Source organism: Bergeyella zoohelcum ATCC 43767 (genome assembly GCF_000301075.1).
Classification (GTDB): domain Bacteria; phylum Bacteroidota; class Bacteroidia; order Flavobacteriales; family Weeksellaceae; genus Bergeyella; species Bergeyella zoohelcum.
This window is the reverse complement of the sequence record NZ_JH932293.1, coordinates 2,220,059-2,242,830: the sequence shown is the minus strand read 5'-3', so window position 1 is coordinate 2,242,830 and position 22,772 is coordinate 2,220,059. Positions and strand designations below refer to the sequence as shown.

23 protein-coding genes are annotated in these 22,772 nt (G+C 37.5%); 16 read left to right on the top strand and 7 right to left on the bottom strand.

Translation table 11 applies throughout. The annotated features are described in order from the left end of the window. Positions 1-26 precede the first annotated feature (26 nt). On the top strand, positions 27-2,168 hold the full coding sequence (locus HMPREF9699_RS10180; RefSeq protein WP_002664540.1) for an endonuclease MutS2: 2,142 nt from the start codon (positions 27-29) through the stop codon (positions 2,166-2,168). A 99-nt stretch (positions 2,169-2,267) separates the two neighbouring features. On the opposite strand, the gene HMPREF9699_RS10175 is transcribed toward HMPREF9699_RS10180, so the two are convergent. The 4 genes from HMPREF9699_RS10175 to HMPREF9699_RS10160 form a co-directional block, all read right to left on the bottom strand. Further along, a complete protein-coding gene (locus tag HMPREF9699_RS10175) occupies positions 2,268-4,421 on the bottom strand; it encodes a TonB-dependent receptor (RefSeq protein ID WP_002664539.1) in 2,154 nt (717 codons plus the stop codon). Between the two features lie 195 nt (positions 4,422-4,616). Next, complete coding sequence (locus HMPREF9699_RS10170) at positions 4,617-5,384, bottom strand: TPM domain-containing protein (RefSeq protein WP_002664537.1); 768 nt, start codon at positions 5,382-5,384, stop codon at positions 4,617-4,619. Then, positions 5,365-5,796: a TPM domain-containing protein gene (locus HMPREF9699_RS10165; RefSeq protein ID WP_002664536.1), complete on the bottom strand. Its 432-nt coding sequence runs from the start codon at positions 5,794-5,796 to the stop codon at positions 5,365-5,367. Before HMPREF9699_RS10165 ends, HMPREF9699_RS10170 begins: the two co-directional genes overlap by 20 nt. 5 nt (positions 5,797-5,801) lie before the next feature. After that, a complete protein-coding gene (locus HMPREF9699_RS10160; RefSeq protein WP_002664535.1) occupies positions 5,802-6,416 on the bottom strand; it encodes a LemA family protein in 615 nt (204 codons plus the stop codon). Between the two features lie 64 nt (positions 6,417-6,480). Here HMPREF9699_RS10160 and HMPREF9699_RS10155 point away from each other — a divergent pair, with 64 nt between their 5' ends. Next, a complete protein-coding gene (locus tag HMPREF9699_RS10155; RefSeq protein WP_002664533.1) occupies positions 6,481-6,990 on the top strand; it encodes a dihydrofolate reductase in 510 nt (169 codons plus the stop codon). A gap of 118 nt (positions 6,991-7,108) precedes the next feature. Here HMPREF9699_RS10155 and HMPREF9699_RS10150 read toward each other — a convergent pair whose 3' ends face one another. From HMPREF9699_RS10150 to typA, 3 genes are all read right to left on the bottom strand, one after another. After that, on the bottom strand, positions 7,109-9,235 hold the full coding sequence (locus tag HMPREF9699_RS10150) for a S8 family peptidase (RefSeq protein ID WP_002664532.1): 2,127 nt from the start codon (positions 9,233-9,235) through the stop codon (positions 7,109-7,111). 10 nt (positions 9,236-9,245) lie between these two features. Beyond that, positions 9,246-9,374, bottom strand: coding sequence for a hypothetical protein (locus tag HMPREF9699_RS11485; protein ID WP_260182294.1), 129 nt, complete (start codon positions 9,372-9,374; stop codon positions 9,246-9,248). 177 nt (positions 9,375-9,551) lie between these two features. Continuing rightward, entirely contained in the window at positions 9,552-11,360 is a 1,809-nt protein-coding gene (gene typA, locus HMPREF9699_RS10140) for a translational GTPase TypA (RefSeq protein WP_002664530.1), read from the bottom strand. 121 nt (positions 11,361-11,481) lie between these two features. Here typA and HMPREF9699_RS10135 point away from each other — a divergent pair, with 121 nt between their 5' ends. The 14 genes from HMPREF9699_RS10135 (at position 11,482) to HMPREF9699_RS10070 (ending at position 22,714) form a co-directional block, all read left to right on the top strand. Further along, a complete protein-coding gene (locus HMPREF9699_RS10135; protein WP_002664528.1) occupies positions 11,482-12,591 on the top strand; it encodes a 5-(carboxyamino)imidazole ribonucleotide synthase in 1,110 nt (369 codons plus the stop codon). A 70-nt stretch (positions 12,592-12,661) separates the two neighbouring features. Continuing rightward, positions 12,662-13,165 (top strand): 5-(carboxyamino)imidazole ribonucleotide mutase, encoded by a 504-nt coding sequence (gene purE, locus HMPREF9699_RS10130; protein WP_002664527.1) that lies wholly within the window; start codon positions 12,662-12,664, stop codon positions 13,163-13,165. Between the two features lie 149 nt (positions 13,166-13,314). Next, positions 13,315-13,965 (top strand): hypothetical protein, encoded by a 651-nt coding sequence (locus HMPREF9699_RS10125; RefSeq protein ID WP_002664526.1) that lies wholly within the window; start codon positions 13,315-13,317, stop codon positions 13,963-13,965. A 15-nt stretch (positions 13,966-13,980) separates the two neighbouring features. Continuing rightward, complete coding sequence (locus HMPREF9699_RS10120) at positions 13,981-14,706, top strand: hypothetical protein (RefSeq protein WP_002664524.1); 726 nt, start codon at positions 13,981-13,983, stop codon at positions 14,704-14,706. Positions 14,707-14,818: 112 nt separating this feature from the next. Further along, positions 14,819-16,078 carry a pyridoxal phosphate-dependent aminotransferase gene (locus tag HMPREF9699_RS10115; RefSeq protein ID WP_002664522.1) on the top strand — a complete coding sequence of 420 codons (1,260 nt, stop codon included), beginning with the start codon at positions 14,819-14,821 and terminating at the stop codon, positions 16,076-16,078. A gap of 3 nt (positions 16,079-16,081) precedes the next feature. Beyond that, the gene (kdsB, locus tag HMPREF9699_RS10110) at positions 16,082-16,825 is read left to right on the top strand and encodes a 3-deoxy-manno-octulosonate cytidylyltransferase (protein WP_002664518.1); all 744 of its coding nucleotides are present in this window, start codon (positions 16,082-16,084) and stop codon (positions 16,823-16,825) included. Positions 16,826-16,828: 3 nt separating this feature from the next. Beyond that, positions 16,829-17,503: a hypothetical protein gene (locus HMPREF9699_RS10105; RefSeq protein WP_034985949.1), complete on the top strand. Its 675-nt coding sequence runs from the start codon at positions 16,829-16,831 to the stop codon at positions 17,501-17,503. 11 nt (positions 17,504-17,514) lie between these two features. After that, positions 17,515-18,096, top strand: a complete 582-nt coding sequence (locus tag HMPREF9699_RS10100) for a glutathione peroxidase (protein WP_002664516.1) — start codon at positions 17,515-17,517, stop codon at positions 18,094-18,096. A 92-nt stretch (positions 18,097-18,188) separates the two neighbouring features. After that, positions 18,189-18,758 carry a phosphoribosylglycinamide formyltransferase gene (gene purN, locus HMPREF9699_RS10095; protein ID WP_002664511.1) on the top strand — a complete coding sequence of 190 codons (570 nt, stop codon included), beginning with the start codon at positions 18,189-18,191 and terminating at the stop codon, positions 18,756-18,758. Positions 18,759-18,823: 65 nt separating this feature from the next. After that, entirely contained in the window at positions 18,824-19,408 is a 585-nt protein-coding gene (locus HMPREF9699_RS10090) for an outer membrane beta-barrel protein (protein WP_002664510.1), read from the top strand. A 146-nt stretch (positions 19,409-19,554) separates the two neighbouring features. Then, on the top strand, positions 19,555-19,842 hold the full coding sequence (locus tag HMPREF9699_RS10085; RefSeq protein ID WP_002664509.1) for a hypothetical protein: 288 nt from the start codon (positions 19,555-19,557) through the stop codon (positions 19,840-19,842). A 51-nt stretch (positions 19,843-19,893) separates the two neighbouring features. After that, entirely contained in the window at positions 19,894-20,481 is a 588-nt protein-coding gene (locus HMPREF9699_RS10080; protein ID WP_002664508.1) for a hypothetical protein, read from the top strand. 12 nt (positions 20,482-20,493) lie between these two features. After that, entirely contained in the window at positions 20,494-22,008 is a 1,515-nt protein-coding gene (gene purH / locus HMPREF9699_RS10075) for a bifunctional phosphoribosylaminoimidazolecarboxamide formyltransferase/IMP cyclohydrolase (RefSeq protein ID WP_002664507.1), read from the top strand. Positions 22,009-22,105: 97 nt separating this feature from the next. Continuing rightward, positions 22,106-22,714 carry a hypothetical protein gene (locus tag HMPREF9699_RS10070; RefSeq protein ID WP_002664506.1) on the top strand — a complete coding sequence of 203 codons (609 nt, stop codon included), beginning with the start codon at positions 22,106-22,108 and terminating at the stop codon, positions 22,712-22,714. Positions 22,715-22,772 lie beyond the last annotated feature (58 nt).

Here is a 22,772-nt window from a genome sequence, read left to right as displayed (position 1 = left end):
TCCCTCATTATCCTTACCTTTGCCGTGTGAAAATACAGCCAGAAGATTTACAGGAATTAGAATTTCCAGCACTATTAGAAGAGATTATTCCCTTTGCTTTTTCCCATAAAACAGCAGAGCGGATTGCTCAGCTACGCCCATTACCCATAGATGAAGCAGAACTTGAACTCAAAAAAACGGCAGAGTTTTTAACGAGTTTTGAAAGTGCTAATGCCATTCCGTTCAGTGAATATGAAGATATAGAAACTGAGCTGAAGAGAATGTGTATTGAGAATTATAGATTGGATAATCCCTCTTTCGTAAAAATAAAGAACATTACCGAACAAGTAGGACGGCTGAAAAAATTCTTCCCTACGCTGTCCGAAACTTTTCCACATCTTTTGGAGGAAGTACAAGATATTGTATTTCATAAAGAAATTATAGATAAAATAGACGGTGTTTTTAATCGTTTCGGGGAGGTGAAAAGTGACGCTTCTGCTCATTTGAAGCTATTAAGAACGGAGATTCAGCATGCTAAAAAATCCATTCAAGAAAATTTTAACCGTGCATTAACCACCTATGCCGATGTGTTAGAAGATATCCGTGAAACAATTATAGATGACCAAAGGGTGATGGCGGTAAAATCAGGGTTTAAAAAACGCGTTGCTGGGCGTGTGTTGGGCGTGTCCAAAACGGGTTCCATTACTTACATTCAGCCTGAAAGTGTACTGAAACATCAGTTTAAACTGCGTGAGAATGAAGAGGAAGAACAAAAAGAAATCGATAGAATTCTTCGGCAATTGACTGCAGAAATTGCGGAGTATCAGCCGAGTTTAGAAATTTATCAAAATTATATTTTTCATCTTGATTTGACTCGAGCAAAAGCAAAATTTGCCGAAAAAATACATGCCGTACTTCCTAAAATCAATCGGCATAAAACTCTAAGGCTTAAAGCGGCTTATCACCCTTTACTTTGGTTACAAAACAAGGCAGAAAATAAGCAGATTTTTCCACAAACGCTCACACTTACAGAGCATAACAGGATTATTTGTATATCGGGACCTAATGCAGGTGGGAAATCTATTACGCTAAAAACAGTAGGGCTACTTCAGCTGATGATTCAGAGTGGGATTTTGGTGCCTGTACACCCTAAGTCTGAAATGTTTTTCTTTGATAATATCATGACGGATATTGGGGATAATCAGAGTATAGAAAATCATCTTTCCACCTATTCTTCAAGGCTGAAGAAAATGGCGAAAATCATCCGAAACGCCGATGATAAAACGCTTTTACTCATTGATGAATTTGGTACTGGCTCGGACCCCGAATTGGGTGGTGCTTTGGCAGAAAGTTTTCTGGAATTTTTCTACGAAAAAAAGAGTTTTGCCATCATTACTACCCATTATACCAATATAAAATTAGTGATAGAGCAGCTCCCGAATGCCACTAATGCAGCGATGCTTTTTGATGAAAACACCCTAGAACCTTTGTATAAATTAGAAATCGGGCAGGCGGGAAGTTCATTTACTTTTGAGGTGGCAGAGAAAAATAAAATCCCGAGGTTTATCATCCATTCAGCCAAGAAAAAAGTGGAAAAAGATGTGGTAAATCTAGACAAAACCATTGTGAAACTTCAGCAAGAAAAATTTGAGGTGGAAAAGCTCAAATCTAATCTTTCGGAGCAAAAAGAATCCGTAGAAGATAAGAGAGAAAATCTTCAAAAACTGAATCAACAACTGGAGCAAAAACTTTTTAATTTCCAGAAATTGTATGAGGAAGAACATAGAAAATTACAGTTTGGAAATAAGATTGAAGCTTTTATAGATGGCTATGTAAAAGGCAAATCTAGAAAAAATATCGTTCGGGATTTCGTGAAACTTTTGGAACAAGAAAAATACCGAAAACTCGGTACAGATAAAGACGAAAGTAAACGACTGCAAGTGGTAAAAAGAAAAATTACCCAACAGCTAAAACGCCAAGAAGTCATTGAAAAAATTACGGAAACCAATGAGAAACTCGAGGAAAAACGCCAGCAGGAAAGAGCCGTTTGGCTGAAGGTAGGGCAGAGAGTGCGTATTACCGGTTCTACCTCCGTAGGAACAATAGAAAAAATTTCTAAAAATAAAGCTGTTATTAACTACGGTGCTTTTAAAACTACCATCAGCACAGATGAGCTGGAACGCATATAAATTTTAAAGTAAAATGAATAAAAAGCCCTGTAGAAAATTTTCTACAGGGCTTCTCTTTAAAATTGAAAAATATTAAAGTGTTTTCTCAGGTTTTTGTTTTTATTTTATTCGGAGTGTAAATCCAAGTAAGAAATTGGTTCCTGCCTGTGGATAAAGCCCTGGTGTAGGTGAACTGTACCAATCTGGATCACGGAGAGTATATCCATTATTTACATACATTCTATTGAATATATTGTTTACATTCAGGTGGAGAGTAACATCTGTATTTTTTAGATTCAGATCATACCCTGCAATGATATTGGAGACATTGTATGCTCCTAAACGCATGGCATCTTCTTGAGTATTATCTACATACTGAGCTCCTACATATTTATTCACGAAAGAGAGCAGAAGTCTATCAAAAGGCTTGAAGTTCATTGATAGGGAAGTAACAATATCAGGAGAAAAAGCAATTTGTGTATCTCCTTTATCTACCGTGGTTTGGGTATATACATCATAAAACTGATAATTTCGTATTTTATTTTTACTCAGTGCAATATTACCATGGATGCCGAAAAAAGATGTCAGCTGAGCGTTGGCGGATACTTCCACCCCCATACGATAAGAGTTCGGAACATTTTCTTGTAGAGCACTGCCTACATCATTGAGTTTTCCAGTAACTACCAGCTGGTCTTTGTAGAGCATATAATATCCATTGATATCCAACCCAAATTTTCCAAATTGTTTCTCAATCCCCAATTCAAAATCGTGGAGTTTTTCTGGACGAACTTTATCCGATTCTACCAAATCACTTCTTTTCGGTTCTCTATTGGCTTGGGCGTAAGAAAAATAGGCTTTACCACCGTTAAAAAGGTAGCTGATACCTGCCTTAGGATTGAAAAAAGAATAGTGGTTATCGAAATCTACTATTTCTGATGCTACCCCGTGGACAGGCGTTACCGTGTAATGAATATTTCTATATTGTACATCTCCGAAGAGTTCAAAATGATGGATTTTCCATACCGCTTTGAGGTAAGATGCAAATTCATTCTTAAGCCCGTTATTTCGGTAGTATTCATGAACATAATTAGGGTCGGTGCTGATATTGGAATTAAAGACTTGTCCAAAGTGTTTACCATAATACTGGTTTCCTACCAAGCCGATATTGATGAGCATGTTCTCCAAATCTACATTCAAATCGGATACGATGCCGTAGAAATCATTATCTAACCATTTTTTACGAATAAAATCTAACCGATTGAATGAAGTTCCTCCAATGGTAATTGGTGAAAGTCCGTATTTGGAGACTTTGTCATTTTGTTTAAAATTTTCATAATAACCTTCTCCCATAGTATAGTGAGCGGTGGTATTGAGTTTCACTCTCGGTGAAAAACGCTCTTCCCAAGAAAGATGGAGATGAGTTTGGTTATAATTATCGGTTTCATTATTATAAAAACCTACTACATTCCAGTTGGCATCAAAAATTTCTCCTGAAGGATTGTATCTTCTGTTCTTTATGTATTGCTGAGGGGTAATTCCGTTCCAAGCGTGATAAGTTTTTTCTTCCCCACCAAAGAGCCATAGTTTTATTTTTCGTTTATCCGTTCTGTACATTCCCGTTACACTGTAAGAGTTCAGTTTAGAGGAAGCTCTTTCAATGTATCCGTCAGAATTAATCATAGAATACCTTGCTTTAAAAGACAGTTTTCCGTCTAGGAATGTACCCGTATTCACTTCAAAAGTGTTTCTTCTAGAGTTAAAAGAACCATAGGAATGCTGTGTAAGGAAGCTTGCCTTATCTTCTGGCTCAGCGGTAAGGATGTTCACACTGGCTCCGAAAGCCGCCGCTCCATTGGTGGAAGTACCTACTCCTCTTTGGATGATTATCTGGGAAGCAGAAGCTGCTAAATCTGCCATATTGACAAAGAAGGTACCTTGTGATTCAGAATCATTGTAAGGGACATTATTGAGCATTACATTAATTCTGCTGCCATCTACGCCACGAATACGCATTGCGGTGTAGCCTACGCCATTCCCGTCATCTGAAGTGGAGACCATAGCGGTCTGTTGTTCTAATAAAGTGGGAAGATTTTGTCCTAAGATACGGTTTTTAAGGTCTTTTTTTACGCTGATAACTTCGGAAGTTACAGGTAGTTTTTTGGTAAAGTGTACTGCTTCTATGGCAGTTTCTTTCAGAGAGTCTTTCGCTATTGATTCTTGAGCGTAAAAGACAGCAGGACTAAGGCATAGCCCGCACAAAAAAAATCCTTTCATTCTTAATAATTTTTTTAATTATATTGAATAAAAGGGGAAATAATACCTAGGATAAAGGAAGTGTGCACCGTTTTCCTTTCACTTTCGTGTCCCTAAACAGCATTACCTGTTCGAGGTTCATTGGGTATAATCTCAGCCGCCATTGCAGCACCCCTTTTCTATTCGGTTGCAAAAGTAATAAAATTTTCGGAAAAACTACCATCCACCAGAGGCACCGCCGCCGCCGAAACTTCCACCACCGCCGAATCCTCCGAATCCACCAGAAGAGCTTCCTCCACCCAAACTGCCGCCGCCAAATCCACCACTAAAACCGCCGAAGCCACCCCCATAGCGAGTTCTACCACTTCCTGTAATGATGGTTCCACCTCCATTATTCCCAAATAGAGACAATAAAACGATGATTCCGATGAAGATAAGAAAAACGGCTACCCATGAAATATCTTCTTCTTTATCAGAAGGTTTCATCTCATATTTACCTTGTACGGCTTCCATAATGGCATCCACTGCAGCGTTAATACCTTGTGAGTAGTTTCCTTTTTTGAAGGAGGGAGTGATGAGGTAGTCAATGATTTGTCCTGTTACGGCTGCGGTAAGGTATCGCTCTACATCTCTTCCTTGCTGAATGGAGATTTTTCTATCCTCAGAGGCAATGAGCAATACCACGCCATTTTCTTTTCCTTTTTTACCCACCTTCCAGGCATTACCTATCTGGGAGGCTGAGAAGTTAATATCTTCCCCATGAGTGGTAGGGATAATTGCTACTAGAATTTCTACCGAAGTGGAATCATGAAAGGCAATGAGTTTTTGATTGATATTCTCCTTTTCTTGTGTGGATAGCATTCCTACTTCATCATATACAGGATAGATGATAGAGGGTGCTTTGGGTACTACGAATTGGGCGTTTACCCAAAAAGTAAAGCCTAGAAATAGTACTATCCACAGCCTAGGAAAAGCTAAGTTCATTAGGGAGTTCGTTTTCTTTGTTTTCGGTATTAGGGAAATATTTTTGGAGCTGCTCTCCTGTTTTTTTTACGGCATCATTCAGTGCATCAAAATATCTTTCTTGAGCGAATTTTTGAGTCATTTCATCATGTAGTTCATCCCAAAAAGACTGATGTACCCATTGGTGAATTCCTTCATCGCCAATAATGGTAAGATATTTCTGATGGAAATGCACATAAAAGAGAACAGCATTTCTTTCTTTTGTTTTGTGCATTCCCAGTTCGTGGAAAATATTCATGGCTTTTTGAGCGGGAATAGCAGCTTCTTCGGTATCAATATGGATTCTGATTTCCCCTGAAGTGCATTCTTCCGTTTGATGAATGGTTTTTACCAAAGTATCCATTTCGTTTTCAGAAAGATGATTTTTCGGCATGATGATTATTTTTCGTCAGAGAAAACAGATGGAGCTACTTCGGCACCAGCATTGGATTTGAAGTAAGGTTTTTCATTGAAATTAGTAATACCAGCCAAAATATTGGTAGGGAATTTTTTAATCATACTATTGTAGTCTTTTGCTGCATTATTGAAGTTCACCATTTCCACTCTGATGCTGTTTTCTATAGCGGTATATTCTCTTTGGAAATTGATGTACTGTTGGTCAGCTTTTAGGTTGGGATAGTTTTCTACCACGGCTAAAAGTTTGCTGAGTGCACCGCTTAGTTCACCTTGTGCCGCTTGGAATTTTGCAATATCGGCTTCTGTCATATTCGTAGGGTCCACGGTAATATTGGTCGCTTTAGACCTTGCCTCCACCACTGCGGTGAGGGTTTCTTTTTCAAAGTTGGCATAAGACTTTACGGCTCTTTCTAGATTAGGAATAAGGTTGGCTCTTTTTTGATAAACGGTTTCCACATTACTCCATTTGGCTTCTACATTTTGTTCTGTTTCTACCATTTGGTTGTATTTTGGGATTCCCCATAATACGCCTAGACCTAAAATCACTACGATAGCGATGAGCATGGTACTCGCACTAAGACATCCTTTATTTTTCATAATATAATTTTTATCACGATGAAGAGTAGCAAAATTTGTGCTATTTTTGTCTAAAAGTAAAAAAATGGTGACCATTATCGTAGCAATGGGGAAAAATAATGCCATAGGTTTAGAAAATACCATGCCTTGGCATCTTCCTAAAGATTTAAAACATTTTAAAGAAAAAACTTCTGGACATCCTGTCATTATGGGAAGAAAAACTTATGAAAGCATAGGTAAACCACTTCCCAATCGGACGAATATTGTCATTTCCAGAAAGGAAAATTGGTTTGAAGAGGGAATACTCATTGTAGGGTCTATTAAAGAAGCGATGAAATTTGCCCAAAAGATTAATGAAGATTATTTTATCATTGGTGGGGGAAGTCTTTATGAGCAAACGATGAGTTTGGCAGATCGGCTTATCGTTACCGAGGTAGATGCTACGCCTGAGGCAGATACTTTTTTTCCGAAAATTGATGAGAAAATTTGGAAATTGGTGGAAAGTACCTATGAACCTGCAGATGAAAAAAATGCCTACGACCTTACTTTTAAGGTGTATATATCTCATCCTAAAAATGATATAGAATCAAAATAAGATAAGTGTTATTGGAAGAATAGTGAGTTGCAAATTAAGTTCTAAAATATTTAGTAGTTTTCTGTTAAAAAGCCGCTCTTTATTAAAGAGCGGCTTTTTTTGTAAAAGAATAGAAATGTTATTCTTTGATAAACTTTTTAGAAGTTTTGAGGTCTTTAGATTCTATTGAAATGATGTATACACCTTGTTTTAGATCATTTACATGAATAGTACCTTCCTGCTTGATGTCTTGTTGTTTAACCAGTTTTCCTGAAGTGTCAAAAATAGAAACTTTGGCAGAAGAGCTACTAGGAAGCTGAATGTTTACAGTTTCTTTCGCTATGGTAGGGTAGATAAGAGCATCTTTTTTCTTCGCCTGCTCATCAGTGGAAAGAATACCATTCGTTCCTTCTGCAATGATGGCGAAATTTTGAGCCTCATTATTTTGTAAAGTTCCTTTGTGAGCAACTTCTATTCTGTAGGTTCTACCTCCGATGGCGTTTTCTATGAGTACTTGCTCTACATTGTCCACTGTATTGTCTCCTCTTTCGGCTCCAGCATCCAAGTTATTAATGTTAAGTCTCCAAGGGAGTACAGGGGTGTTTGTGGTAGTATCGATGATTCTTAAATCTAGGTCATTGATGAGTTTTGAACTTCTATCATTATGTGCATTAGCAATGGTTAATCCAGAAGGTATCTCAAATTCAGGATCTACCCAAGAAATAGTAACCTTAAGTGGACCATTAGAAGTAGGGGTGATATTGAGCGTGTAAGTACCATTATTATTTAATGCAGGTTCTTCGAAGATCACATTGCCATTAGATTTTCCTACCAAAAGTTCGGCACCTCTCTTAGCATCTGCAAATCCCCAACCAAACCAAGCGTCAGGTCCTGGGTGATTTCCTGCTTCTTGTGCGGAGTGGAGAAGAAGTGTTTTGGCTTTTGCAGCATTGAGGTTTTGACCGTTAAAAAGAGAGGAATAGATGGTATTCCAAAGTCCGATGATACCTGTAACATTTGGTGCAGAGTAAGAAGTACCACTTCCTTGGGTATAGCTTGGTCCGTTAGTTTGAGCATTGTAAGTAGCTGAAAGAACATCACTTCCTACCCCTGCGATATCGGGCTTAATACCGCCGTCATCTCTTGGACCCGCACTACTGAATCCTGATTTTACCACATCAGAAGCATTAGTATATCTACCGTTATTGGCAGTGATTTTCATAGTAGAGCCTACCACAATAATGTTTTTAGCCAAAGAACCAGCACCTATACAGTCATAATTTGTATTACAATTGTTCGGAGGGGGTACCATTGTAGCTGTAAATGGTTCATAAGAATTACCCGAACGATAAAAAGCATTCGCAGTTGCTCCGCTTGGTCCATCACCAAAAGAATTTCCTGCAGATTTTACAATAATTAATGATGGATAATGTCTAACAAGGATATCATAGTTTCGATCTGAATGTAAATAAGAACCTTGAAGATCATGACTTGAATTATCAGTTGGATTAAACTGTCCATGCCAATAATAATTTAAAGCACCATTTTGAAATCTTACATTCCATCCTGAATTTACGCCATACGAATGGTTAGAAATATGAGGCTGAACTTGTAATATTTTTTGGAAAACATTTACTTCATTTGTTCCTCCAGGCAGTGTAGAATTTTGGAAAGAATAGCCCACTACCTGTGCATTAGGTGCTACACCTTTGCTATTTCCTACAGGTGTACCATTAGATGATAGGTTTCTACCTACACTTGCCATCATGCTGGCTACATTGGTGGCATGGAAATTATAAGGCACAGCACTCCCTTCACCATTGGTGATTCTAGTGCTTTCTACTCCTGGCGTAACGGTAGGTGTAGTGGTAGGGGCGGTACCTCCTAAATCTGGGTGATAGTTGTAGATTCTTCCGCCATCAAACTGATGAAGCTGGAGTCCATTTCCTGTAAAAGTTCCGGTGAGTCCACTGATGGTGCCATCGTGCAGAAAGTCAATATTTGCATTCGTGTTCTGGTGGGTGTCATCGGTGCTTAGATAATAAGGTTTTCCCTCCAAAAAGAAAGCTACGCTATTTTTAAGTTGCTCTTTTTCAGATTCATTTTTGAGCGTTGGATTTAAGCTACTCCAATACTTTTCGAATTGAATATTATTTTCAATTCTTTCTTTTTCAAATTTTTCGTACAACTTACGATTGATTCCTTCCTGTGCAGAAAGCGTGAGGGCAGAAACTAAACTACCCAAGAGAATTAATTTTTTATTCATTATACAATTTTTACTTGTCTTTAATTTCTTGTACTTCTTTAATGTCTTTCACTGGTGGTATTTCGGGTTCCAGATTAATCTCTTCTATTCGGATTTTTTCGGCACCCTCTGGCTGTTTTGTATTTTTCTCTTTTTCCATATTTTGTAGAGACTTTTGGCTACAACAAGCGGAAATCCCAATTGAAACGGCCAACAAATATATTATTTTCATATTGATTTAGAACTATATTTATGTAACAAAATTAATGATTTGGTTTAAAATTTCCAACCAATTATAAAAAAACACATTCAATTTAAATGAATGTGTTTTTTTTACTTATTCAGACTTTGCCATTCTTTCGGCTCTTTTTCTATCTTCTTCAGCGAGAATTTTCTTTCGCATTCGGATGAAATTAGGGGTTACTTCTATGGCTTCATCGGCTTGGATGTATTCCATACATTCTTCTAATGACATCTGAATTTTAGGAGCTATGTTTCCATCTTTATCTTTACCCGCAGCACGCATATTATTAAGCTGTTTTCCTTCTACTATGTTTACTACCAAGTCTCCAGGTTTATTTTGCTCTCCTACTATCATTCCCGCATATACTTCCTCTCCTGGATCTACAAAGAACCGTCCTCTATCTTGTAATTTTTCTATGGAGTATGCGGTAGAAGAACCTTGGTTTTTAGAAATCAGTACCCCGTTATTTCTCCCTGCGATGCTTCCTTTAAAAGGTTTGTATTCTGAGAATCGGTGAGCCATGATAGCTTCCCCAGCGGTAGCGGTAAGCATCTGAGAACGAAGTCCAATGAGTCCTCTAGAAGGAATTTCAAACTCTAAATGTTGCATTTCTCCTTTCGTTTCCATGATATGGAGGTCTCCTTTTCTTTGGGTAGCGAGGTCTATTACTCTAGAGGCGTATTCTTCAGGAACATCTACCACCATAGATTCATAAGGCTCGTGCTTTTCTCCGTTAATATCTCTCAGGATGACTTGTGGCTGTCCGATGGTCATTTCGTATCCCTCTCTTCTCATGGTTTCTATTAACACAGAAAGATGGAGTATCCCCCTACCGAACACTAAGAAAGTATTGGCATCCTCCGTTTGCTGAACTCTGAGTGCAAGATTTTTCTCTAGTTCTTTTTCTAACCTTTCTTTTAAGTGGTTAGAAGTTACATATTTTCCATCTTTCCCGAAGAAAGGGGAGTTATTGATAGAAAAAGTCATATTGAGCGTAGGCTCATCAATAGAGAGTCTTGGTAATGGCTCTGGGTTTTCTAAATCCACAAAAGTATCCCCGATTTGGAAGGCGTCAAAGCCTACCACAGCACAGATATCTCCCGCACCTACAGTCTGTACTTTTTTCTTGCCCAAACCTTCAAAAACATAGAGTTCTTTTACTTTCCCTTTGAGGATATTGCCACTCTCCTGAGCGAGTCCTATCCACTGTCCTTCAGAAATGCTTCCTCTGCTTACTTTACCTATGGCTATTCTTCCAAGGAACGAAGAGTAGTCTAAAGAAGTTACCTGAAGCTGTAAACTGCCTTCTTCTACCTTTGGTTCAGGAACATATTGTAAGATACCGTCTAATAATGGTAGAATGCTATCGCTCGGTTCTAATGAAGTATTGAACCAGCCTTGTTTAGAAGAGCCGTAGAAGGTAGGGAAATCCAGTTGTTCTTCAGTAGCATCAAGGTTAAAGAAGAGGTCAAAAACTTGGTCGTGAACTTCATCAGGTCGGCAGTTTTCTTTATCTACTTTGTTGATGACTACGATAGGTTTTAGTCCCAATTCCAGTGCTTTATGGAGTACAAATCTCGTCTGTGGCATCGGGCCTTCAAAAGCATCCACTAGGAGAATCACCCCATCTGCCATTTTCAGTACCCTTTCTACCTCTCCACCGAAATCAGCGTGTCCAGGTGTGTCTATTACATTGATTTTGGTGTCTTTATAAGTTACGGAAATATTTTTAGAAAGAATGGTAATCCCTCTTTCTCTTTCCAAATCATTATTGTCCATGATCAGCTCCCCAGATTCTTGATTTTCGCGGAAGATATTAGTCGCATGGATGATTTTGTCCACCAAAGTTGTTTTTCCATGGTCTACATGGGCAATGATGGCGATGTTTCTAATCTGTTGCATGAAAAAAATTTAGGGAGCAAAAGTACAAAAAAACGAATAAAATCCTTTGAAAAATCCGTACCTTTACCCCAAATTAATTTTATTTTTTATTAATCTTTTCAATTTTTTAATTTTAATTTTTATGAAAATAGGAATCCTCGGTGGGGGGCAGCTCGGAAGAATGTTCATCCAAGAAGCATTAAAATACGATGATGAATTTTATGTTTTAGACCCTAGTTCCGAATGCTCGTGTGCATATATTTCAAGGTTTACACAGGGAGATTTTAATGACTATCAAACTGTTATAGATTTTGGGAAAGATAAAGATGTACTTACTATTGAGATAGAGCATATTAATGCACAGGCTTTGGAAGAGCTTGAAAAACAAGGGGTAAAAGTGGTGCCGAGACCTCATATTATCAAAACCATTCAGCAGAAAATTCTGCAGAAAAAATTTTATCAGCAAAATAATATTCCAAGTCCTGATTTTCAAGTGATTCAAGGTAAATCGGAAGTGGATTTTCCTTTGCCTTTCGTGCAAAAACTGAATACAGGAGGGTATGATGGTAAAGGTGTTCAAGTAATTAAAAATACGGGGGATTTAGAAAAAATGTGGGACGCTCCATCGGTGCTAGAAAAATTAGTGGATATAGATAAAGAGCTTTCGGTCATTATCGCTAAAAATGAGGATGGTGAAATAAAAACATTTCCTGTAACGGAGATGGTAGCAGACCCTAAGCTTAATTTGTTAGATTTTAATATTTGCCCTGCTCATATTTCAGAATCGGTTCAAAATCAAATTGATGAAATTGTAGAAAAGTTTGTTTCAGCTGCAGATTCTGCTGGGCTTTTTGCGATAGAATTATTTTTGGACAAAGAAGGAAAGGTATGGGTGAATGAAACGGCACCGAGACTTCATAATAGTGGTCATCAAAGCCAAGAGGGAAATGCAAACTCACAGTTTGAGCAGTTTTATCGCGTGGTAGCCAATGCACCGTTGGCAGATACAGATGCGAGTGGTTTTTCGGGAATGCTGAATTTGGTAGGAGAAGAGGGGTATTCAGGAAAGGTGAGATACGATGGCATTCAAAAGGTACTCAAATTCCCCAAAACCTATGTTCACCTTTATGGAAAAACTGATACTAAGCCAGGGAGGAAAATGGGACATATCAATGTCCTTGCTGATAGTAGAGCGGAGCTGATGGAAAAACTCATCGAAATCAAAGAAATGGTAAAAGTGATTTCTGAATAAGGATATAGTAAGAGAAATAAAAATAGAAAAATTTAAACAAACAGTACTACATTAAATTAAAATATAAAAAATGGTTGGAATTATTATGGGCAGTCAGAGTGATTTGCCGATTATGAAACAAGCAGCAGATTTTTTGGAATCCATGGGCATTCCGTATGAGCTTACCGTGGTTTCTGCACATAGAACCCCCGAAAGAATGTTTGATTATGCTAAAACCGCTCAGCAGAGAGGGCTAAAAGTGATCATTGCAGGAGCAGGAGGTGCTGCACATCTTCCAGGAATGGTGGCAAGTTGTACCACTTTACCCGTGATAGGTGTTCCTATTTTGTCTTCCAATTCCATTGACGGTTGGGACTCTGTATTGTCTATTTTGCAGATGCCGTCAGGAATTCCTGTGGCAACGGTGGCACTCAATGGAGCTACCAATGCAGGGATTCTCGCAGCGAAAATAGTGGGTACTGGTGATGAAAAAGTTTCCGCAAAACTGCAAAGCTATCAAGATACGCTAAAAAATAAAGTTTTAGATACGGTAGAGGTAATAAAAGATCAATATCCCAATGAGTATGATGGATAAAATGTGATTTTGCTCTATTAAAGTAGGCACTGAATTACAGAGGAATATGAATAAAAGGTGTAAACTTTTGTTCATATTTTTTTGTATTAAAGAGAAAATTTATACTTTTGTAATTCTAAGATTATAATAATTATAATATAAACACAATTATGAAGAAAATTTATTTTGCTTTGGCAATAGGTGCCTCTTGTGTGGCCTTTGCTCAAAAAGGGAAAATCGGAGTGAATAACAGTGATCCTAAGGCTACCTTGGATATCCAAGTAAAGGCAGGAAATACGGATACCAATGAAGGTATCCTTATTCCAAGAGTAAATAAAGCAAGGGTAAAAGCAATTTCATCTACTAATAGAGTAGAAGGAACCTTGGTTTATGTTACTGATGCAGTTCAAGATTCTGATAGTGCTACCTTTACAGGAACAGGAAAAGGGTTTTATTACTATGACGCAGCTACTCAAAGATGGGTGAAAATGGGAAGTGGTGCCGCTACTGCACCAGCGCCAGAGGGGTCTTTTACTAGGAATATTAGAAGTGATAATAGAACTACTGTTGTCGTTGATCAATTGCAAGATGGATCTACTCCTACAGTAGATTACTTTATTCGTATGACTGGTAACCCTACGGCATTAACTTTGCCTAATGTTTCTACTAATGTGGGTAGAGAGATTTGTGCGTATAATCCAGGTACAAATACGGTTACCGTCACTCCTCAGCCTATTGGTGTGGAGCAATCTGTTCAAGCTTCTAGTACAATTTGCTTTATTTCTGATGGTACTAATTGGATAAATTCAAAAGGTTATTAATAATTAAATAAAGAGATGAAAAAAATAATATACTCATTAGCTCTGACAACATTAGCGTTTTCAGCACATGCACAAGTTAGGACTAATCTTAATGTTACTCAAGGTGCTATAAATTCTCAAACCGCATTTATGGATGCTGCCTCTACGGTACAGTGGAATAATTCTAACAATATAGGGAAAGGTATGGTTTTTCCAAGAACGGATTTGACACTTTTGCAAACATTAGTTGCTAATCCTAATGGAATTGGTTCGGCACATCCAAACCGTCTAGATGGTATGATTGTGTACAATGTGGGAACGGGAGCACCAAAAATTAATCCTACGGCAACGCCCAATGTAACCCCAGGGTTTTATTACTATGAAAATAAATCAAGAACTTTGCAAGGGGGAAAATGGGTAAGAATTGGAGATGGTTCTGCTAATAGAGTTTTAGAAATTGCCACTAACGAAGTAGCTACCAATGTAAAAGTAGAGAATAATCAGGTGTACACCATTAAAGGACAATTTACATCTGATGGTTCTACACAGGCGAGAATTAATTTCCCTGCGGGAATGACCTCATTATACAATATCAAGATTTACAAGAAAAATAACTCTGGTGCTACGCAATTAGTACACACTCAGTTGTATGATTATAATCTAACAGCAAATAGTGGTAACAATGTAACTTTCGGTAGTGGAGTAATGTCCACATCTATTCCGGCAGGTACTTATGATTATGTATTAGAGTATTTTAAATAGAAAATTCTGTTTTTACATAAAATTAAGCTCAACTTTATCCCCTTTTCCAAAGAAAAGGGGATTTTTTTTGGTGTCGTTTTTTTCTTATCTTAGCCTTCGAAAAAAATAAGCTATGAAACTTTCAAATCTTGCAGAAAACCTTATCGGTTCAGAAATTATTAAAATAGGAAATGAAGTCAATGACATGAAAGCCAAAGGGGCAAATATTGCCAATCTTACCATTGGAGATTTAAACGCTTCTATCTATCCTATCCCCGCAGGACTTAAATCTGAAATCACAAAAGCATACCAAGAAAATTTAACCAATTATCCACCTGCCAATGGGCTGCTTTCACTGAGAGAGGCTGTATCTAAAGATCTTAAAAATCGTTGGGGGTTAGATTATGATGCTAAGGATATTTTGGTGGCAGGAGGCAGCCGTCCGCTTATCTATGCAGTGTACAGAGCCATTGTAGATGAAGGCGATAAAGTAGTGTACCCTATTCCTTCTTGGAATAATAATCACTATACTTTCCTCACTTCGGGAACACCTGTAGAGGTGGAAACGGCAGTGGAAAATAATTTCTTACCTACAGCAGAAGACCTTAAAGGGAAATTAGACGGAGCGGTACTCTTGGCACTTTGTTCTCCACTGAACCCTACTGGAACGATGTTTACCGAAGACCAGCTGAAAGCGATTTGTCAGCTCGTTATCGAAGAAAATAATAAAAGAAGTGCAGATGAAAAACCACTGTACATCATGTATGACCAAATCTACGCGATGCTTACTTTCGGTGGAAAACATGTAGATCCAGTTTCTCTTTTTCCTGAGCTGAAGCCTTATACCATTTATATTGATGGCATTTCAAAATGTTTTGCCGCTACGGGGGTGCGCGTAGGGTGGAGCTTTGGGCCGAGCCATGTCATTGATAAAATGAAATCATTATTAGGGCATATCGGAGCATGGGCACCTAAACCAGAACAAGAGGCAACGGGTAAATTTCTTAATCAGCCAGCTTCTGTAGATGCGTTTGTGCAAGAGTTTAAAGGAAGTCTTCAGGAGAGTCTATATACGCTGCACCAAGGAATTCAGTCCATGAAAGAAAATGGTTATCAAGTAGATTCATTGGTGCCAATGGGGGCGATGTATCTTACCGTAAAATTAGATTATCTCGGTAAAAAAACAGCTGACGGACAAATGATAAAAGATACCAGCGATTTGGTTTTTTATCTGATTAAAGAAGCCCAGTTGGCACTCGTACCATTTTCGGCATTCGGAAATGAGAAGGAGGTTCCGTGGTTTAGAGCTTCTGTAGGAGGCGTGAGCAAAACAGAAATAGAAGATGCTTTCTTGAGACTACAAAAAGCATTAGACCAATTAGTAGATGCTTAGACTATGAAAATCGTAGCGATAATTCCTGCCCGATTGGCTTCTTCCCGCTTTCCCAATAAATTATTAAAAGATTTAGGAGGGCGAGCAGTCATTGTCCATACTTACCAAAATGCTGTAGCATCAGGGCTCTTTGAGGAAGTCATCATTGCCACAGATTCAGACCTGATTCGGGAGGAAATAGAAAAACATGGAGGCAAAGTGGTGATGACGGGTAAGCACGAAACGGGAAGTGATAGAATAGCCGAAGCCGCAAAGAAGGTAACCGCAGATATTATTATCAATATCCAAGGGGATGAACCTTTTCTTCATAAAAAGCCACTGCAAGATTTGATTTCTGTGTTTAAACAAGATGAAAATCAGGAAATTGATGTTGCATCTCTCTATATACCATTACAAGAAAAAGAGGAAATTCAAAATCCGAATAATGTAAAATTGGTTTGTGATAGAGCGGGGAATGCCATGTATTTTAGCAGATGGCCCATCCCTTTTTTACGCGATGAAACCGAAAATGTGGAATACAAAAAACATATTGGTGTATATGCTTTTAGGAAAACAGCACTAGAAAAGTTTTCAGAATTGCCTTTGGGAGCATCCGAAAATGCAGAAAAAATAGAGGCTATACGGTTTTTGGAAAATAATATGAAAATCCGAATGGTAAAAACCCACTTTGTGGGAGTAGGCATAGATACCCCTGAAGATTTAGAAAAAGCCAAAAAAATCTTAGAAAGATATCAACTAGATGAATAGCGTATGCAAATTTTCAAAATAGTAATGACGGTGCTACTGATGATTGTAGGAATCACACGGCATCAGGCACAGACAGCAAAAGAAATTATCTCTAAAAATATAGAAAACACAGGCGGGCTATTGAGCTGGAAAAAGCTCAATACGGTGCGTCTTATGGGAAAATTGGTTTTAGGAGTGAAAGAATCTTATCCGCTCACTATTTACCAAAGTCGTCCCAATCTCACTCGAACCATCATCAAAAATGGAGGAAAAGAAGTAACCTTAGAGGGCTATGATGGAAAGAAAGGCTATGCCATGAACTACGCCAGTGGACAGCTCCAAGAGTATAAAAACTACATGCCCGAAAGTTTTGATAGTGATTTCATAGACTATGAAAATAAAGGCTTTGAAGCCAAAGTATTGGGTACTGAAAATATCGGTAAACGGCAGGTTTTTAAGGTAGAACTTACCAAAAATGTAAACAAAACCATCTACTATTTTGATACCGAAACTTATATGCTCCTCAAAGAAGACAAGGCAGGAGAAATTTTAGAATACAGTGATTATAAAAAAGTAGGAAACTATCTTTTCCCTTTCAGAATAGAGGGAAGTTCAGTGAAAAAAGACGCTGATTTCGTCATGATTTTTACTAAGATAGAAACCAATTTGGCATTTGATGCTACCACTTATAAATTTTAATACCTTATTTTATGAAAAAACTTTTTCTTTCATTCCTCGCATTGGGAATGATTTCATTAGGAACAGCACAACAATCTTCGCAGAAAAAAAACAATACCGTAACACAAAAAAAAGTAGCACCAGCCTCTATTCACCATTTTAAAATAAAAGCATTAGACGGCTCTGTAATAGATTTTAGTCAATTTAAAGGAAAGAAAATCCTCATCGTAAACACTGCGTCTAAATGTGGATATACGCCACAATACGAACAGCTAGAAAAATTATATCAACAGTACAAAAATCAATTGGTCATCGTAGGTTTTCCTTCCGATAATTTTGGCGGGCAGGAACTGGATACCGATAAAGAAATTGCCTCGTTTTGTAAAGTAAATTATGGCGTTACTTTTCCCATGGCCACGAAAGTGGATGTAAAAGGAAGCCAAGCAACACCTATTTTTAAATTCCTTACCCAAAAATCCCTTAACAGAGTAAAAGATACCGAAATTAAATGGAATTTTACTAAATTTCTTCTTGACGAAAAAGGAAAATTCATGGATAGCTTTCCAAGTAAGGTAGAGCCTTTATCACAAGAAATTCAAAAACATTTGAAGTGATAAGAATGGGAGTGAAATAATGAGGGAATGAGATAATGCGGGAATGTGGGAATTTTTTAATCAATTAATTTTTTAATTAACTAGGGCAAACCATGAAAAACATCATTGTTTTAGTTTCAGGGGGAGGCACCAATCTCCAAAGGATTATAGATAGTATCGATCACGGAGAAATCCCCAATGCAAAAATCAGCCTTGTGGTGGCTGACCGTGAATGCTATGGACTCACCCGAGCCGAAAATCATAAAATCCCTAACCTCCTCATCAAAAGAGGAAAAGATTTTTGTGAAAATTTAGAAAAACATTTGCCCGAAAAGGTAGATTTGATAGTTTTAGCAGGATTTTTATCCATCATTACCCAAGATTTCGTTCAGAAATATGAGGGTAAAATCATCAATATTCACCCATCTTTATTACCCAAATTTGGAGGTAAAGGTATGTGGGGAATGCATGTCCATCATGCCGTGATAGAGGCTAAGGAAACCGAAAGTGGAGCTACCGTACACTATGTAACGGCAGGGATAGATGAGGGCGAAATTATCTTACAAGGCAAAGTTCCCGTTTCAGAAACCGATACTCCAGAGTCCCTTGCTGAGAAAATTCACCAAGTAGAATATGAGATTTTTCCCAAAGCGATAAAAAGAGTATTGCAGGTGAGCGAATAAACGCTGGAAAAACCATAGCAATAGTAAAAATAACTAATTTTTAAAAATAATAAATAAGCATTATTATGAAAAAACTTTTATCCATGGCGGCTTTAGCCGTATTGTCATTTGCCAACGCCCAAAAATGGGATCAAGGGATTAAATTAGGTTATGTGAACTCCACCATTCAGGCCAAGGATGGCGTTCACACACACAATTTCAATCCGATGTCCAACATCTACCTTACTTCATTTTATGAATACAAATTCAATAAATTTTTGTCTGCTCAAGCGGAGTTAGGGATTGCAGGTTTGGGAGCGACTAATTTTCCAAATAATAGTGGGGAACTTGGTAAGCTTAATGTAGCTTTGGTATATATCCCAATAGGAGTGAAATTCTATCCCATCGAAAACAAATTGTCGGTAGGAGCAGGTCTAAACCTTGGGTTCAATGTAGGGGTATATGGTAGAGAAAGGGGAGAAAGAATAAAATATGATAACTTCAATACGGGAAATCACTCTTATTACGCTGGTTTGGAATATAAAATTACCAATAGAATTCTTGCCGAGTTTAAATATGCCAGAGGCTTGAGTAAACTCATAGAACAAGACGGGATAGGTATGAAAAACAACTTCTTCCAAATAGGGGTTGGTTATGGCATAGGTTTATAAACAAATCAAAGTAACTACCTTCTAAATAATTATCTTATTTTTAGATAGATATTAGTAGGGTGGAGGGATAGTTTTTGTAAAACAAGAAAATCTCAGCTGTTCATATCTAAGAATATTTAAAACAAAATAATAAACATTACAATAAAATGGAAAACCAAGAAGAAATCACTAAAATAGTAGAAAAAAACACCGTTGTAATAGTGAAAAACAATAAAAGTGTAGGAGTATCTCTTTTGCTTACTTTTCTATTTGGGCCATTTGGAATGCTTTACTCCACTGTCCTTGGTGCCATTTTGATGGTCATCATCTCTGCGATAGTAGCCTTTTTTACATTAGGATTCGGACTTTTGGTTACTTGGCCTATTTGTATGATTTGGGGAGTATTAGCGGTAATCATTCATAATAATAAAAGCGTGAAAATTAAAGATAATTAGCTAGGAGATGCCTAGCATTATTAACAGAAAGGATACAAAATACCACTCAAAATGAAATACATAGTATTGCTTTTTTTTCTCCCAATTATGATTTTCGGGCAAGAAATAAAAATAGAATCCAAATACGGGGCACACAATAAAGAGTTGAGGGATATTCTATCGTTTGAAGGAATAGATAAAATAAATGTGAAATTTATAGGTAAACAGATTAAAAACAAGCATTTTAAGATATTTGTAAAGCATATTTGGGAGGGAAAAATTACCCAAGTAGATACCTTGATAGATACTCGAGAGCTTTTTAAAAAATCTATTATAGAGAGTGATACCTTATCATTTAACGCTATGGCTAAAAAAGCCACTGAAAATCAGGTTAAAGTGGCGTTCAACTTTAAGCAATTTGGAAATTCTAAAATGTACGATGCTACTAAATCTTTCGATTATTCCTTTAGGTTAATTGGTGATAAAGTAAAAATCCAGCTAGGAAAGGCTTTTCCCTTATTTGCCTACATTCTCCCTTATGAGAAAGATGGGTGGAAACTTTATTGTGCAGTAGATAGCAGTGGAAAAGAGGTAGAAAAATGGGGAGAAGAATTTGGTATCGCACACTACATAATCTACGAAATGATTTTTGAAGAATAAAATAAAGATATAATGAAAAAACGCGCATTAATCTCCGTATCAGATAAAAACGGACTTACAGAATTTGCACAATTTTTAGAGCAAAACCATTACGAACTCATCTCTACGGGAGGAACTTTTAAGCATCTCAAAGAGGCAGGGCTCAATCCTATCCAAATCGATGAGGTGACGGAATTTCCCGAAATGCTAGACGGTAGAGTGAAAACCCTACACCCCAAAGTTCACGGAGGGCTTTTGGCAGTTCGCAACAATGAAGAGCATATGAAAACCGTTCAGGAGCATGGTATTGGACTGATTGACATGGTCATCGTGAACCTTTACCCATTCTTCGAAAATGCCAATAAAGATATTTCTTTGGATGAGAAAGTAGAATTCATCGATATCGGTGGACCTTCCATGCTTCGTTCCGCAGCCAAAAACTTTAATTCTGTAACGGTGATTACTGATGTTCAGGATTATGAAAAGGTGAAATCCGAAATGCAACAAGGCGGAGATACCACTTTAGAAACGCGTAAAACTTTAGCAGGAAAAGTATTTAACCTCACTTCGGCGTACGATGCTGCCATTTCCAAAATGCTTTTGCAAGAAGAATATCCACAATATTTAAACGCTTCATACAAAAAGGTAGCCGATTTGAGATATGGTGAGAATCCACACCAGTCGGCAGCTTACTATGTTTCTACTGTGGAAAACGGAGCGATGAAAGATTTCGAGCAGTTGGGAGGAAAAGAATTATCGTTCAATAATCTTCGTGATATGGACTTGTGCTGGAAAGTGGTGAATGAGTTCAAAGACGAAATGGCTTGTTGTGCCGTGAAGCATTCCACGCCTTGCGGTGTGGCGATTGGAGAAACGGCTTTGGAGACTTACCAAAAAGCCTTTGAGTGCGACCCTGTGTCTATCTTCGGAGGAATAGTGGCGATGAATTATAAAGTGGATAAAGCTACAGCAGAGGAACTTAACAAAACTTTCCTTGAAATCGTAATGGCTACGGATTTTGATGCTGATGCTTTGGAAGTTTTAGCCCAAAAGAAAAACTTAAGAGTGATTAAAATTAAGAATGCGGTCTCTGACCGTCAGGTTTGGGTGAAAATAGATGGTGGAATGCTTGTGCAAAATGCAGATGACCGGTTTTCTACCGATATTAAAGTAGTTACCGAAACCCAACCAACCGAGGAACAAAGAAAAGCTCTTCTGTTTTCCCAAAGAGTGGTAAAATATGTAAAATCCAATGCCATCGTGGTTACTAACGGTAAGCAAGCCTTGGGCGTAGGTGGTGGACAGGTAAATAGAATCTGGGCAACTCAACAAGCCATAGAAAGAGCGAAAGAAAAATTCGGTGGCGATTTAGTTTTGGCCTCTGATGCGTTTTTCCCATTCCGAGATGTGGTGGATACTTGTGCCAAAGAGGGTATTAAAGCCATCATCCAGCCAGGTGGAAGTATAAGAGATGAAGAAAGCATCACCGCTGCGAATGAGCACGACATTCCAATGCTATTTACGGGGATGAGACATTTCTTTCATTAAGCATTGAAGATTTTTTAAGAATCAAAAAAAAGAAAAATTAAAAACCCTTTCAGAGTTCTAAACTTTGAAAGGGTTTAGTAAATAAGATTAGAGTATTATGAAGACTAAAATTTCTTTATTATTGTTGTTTTTAGGGCAATTGGTTTTAGGACAAAACTTAAAAATGACATTGAAAAATGTAACATCCCATCCCGAACTTAGAGAAGTTTTGTATTTCCAAAATATTCAGGTTTCAGAGTTTAATTTTGAAAACGAAAAGCTCGGTGGAAAACATTTTGAAGTGAATGTTTATGAATTTGTAGAGGGAAAATTAAAGCAAAAAACTCAACTTTTAGATACATCCGAAGCAGACTTTTTAAAGATTAAATATTCGCCTTTTTCTATGAAGATATTCACTCAAATATTGAGAGGAACTTTTAGTATTAAAGCAGATTTTTATAACATTTCCTCTAAGACATTAGATTTGGATATTTTAGAGAAAAATAAATCCCGAGATTATATAGCGAAAGACTTTTTTGGGAATAAAATTGTGAAGGAATACCCTATGAATAAAGAAATTCCATTATTAGCCATCATTACACCTACGATTCATAGCGATGGTTCTGGCTCGTATTGTGAGGTAGTGCAAACGGATATTTTACCTGAAAAATTGGGCGAACATTTTAAAATTCCCCATTATTTCCTTGTAACGATGAAAGTGAAGTAGTAAGTTTTATTTTGAAAAGGGAGAGTGTTTTTTGCTAAAAATAAAGATATTTTAAAGC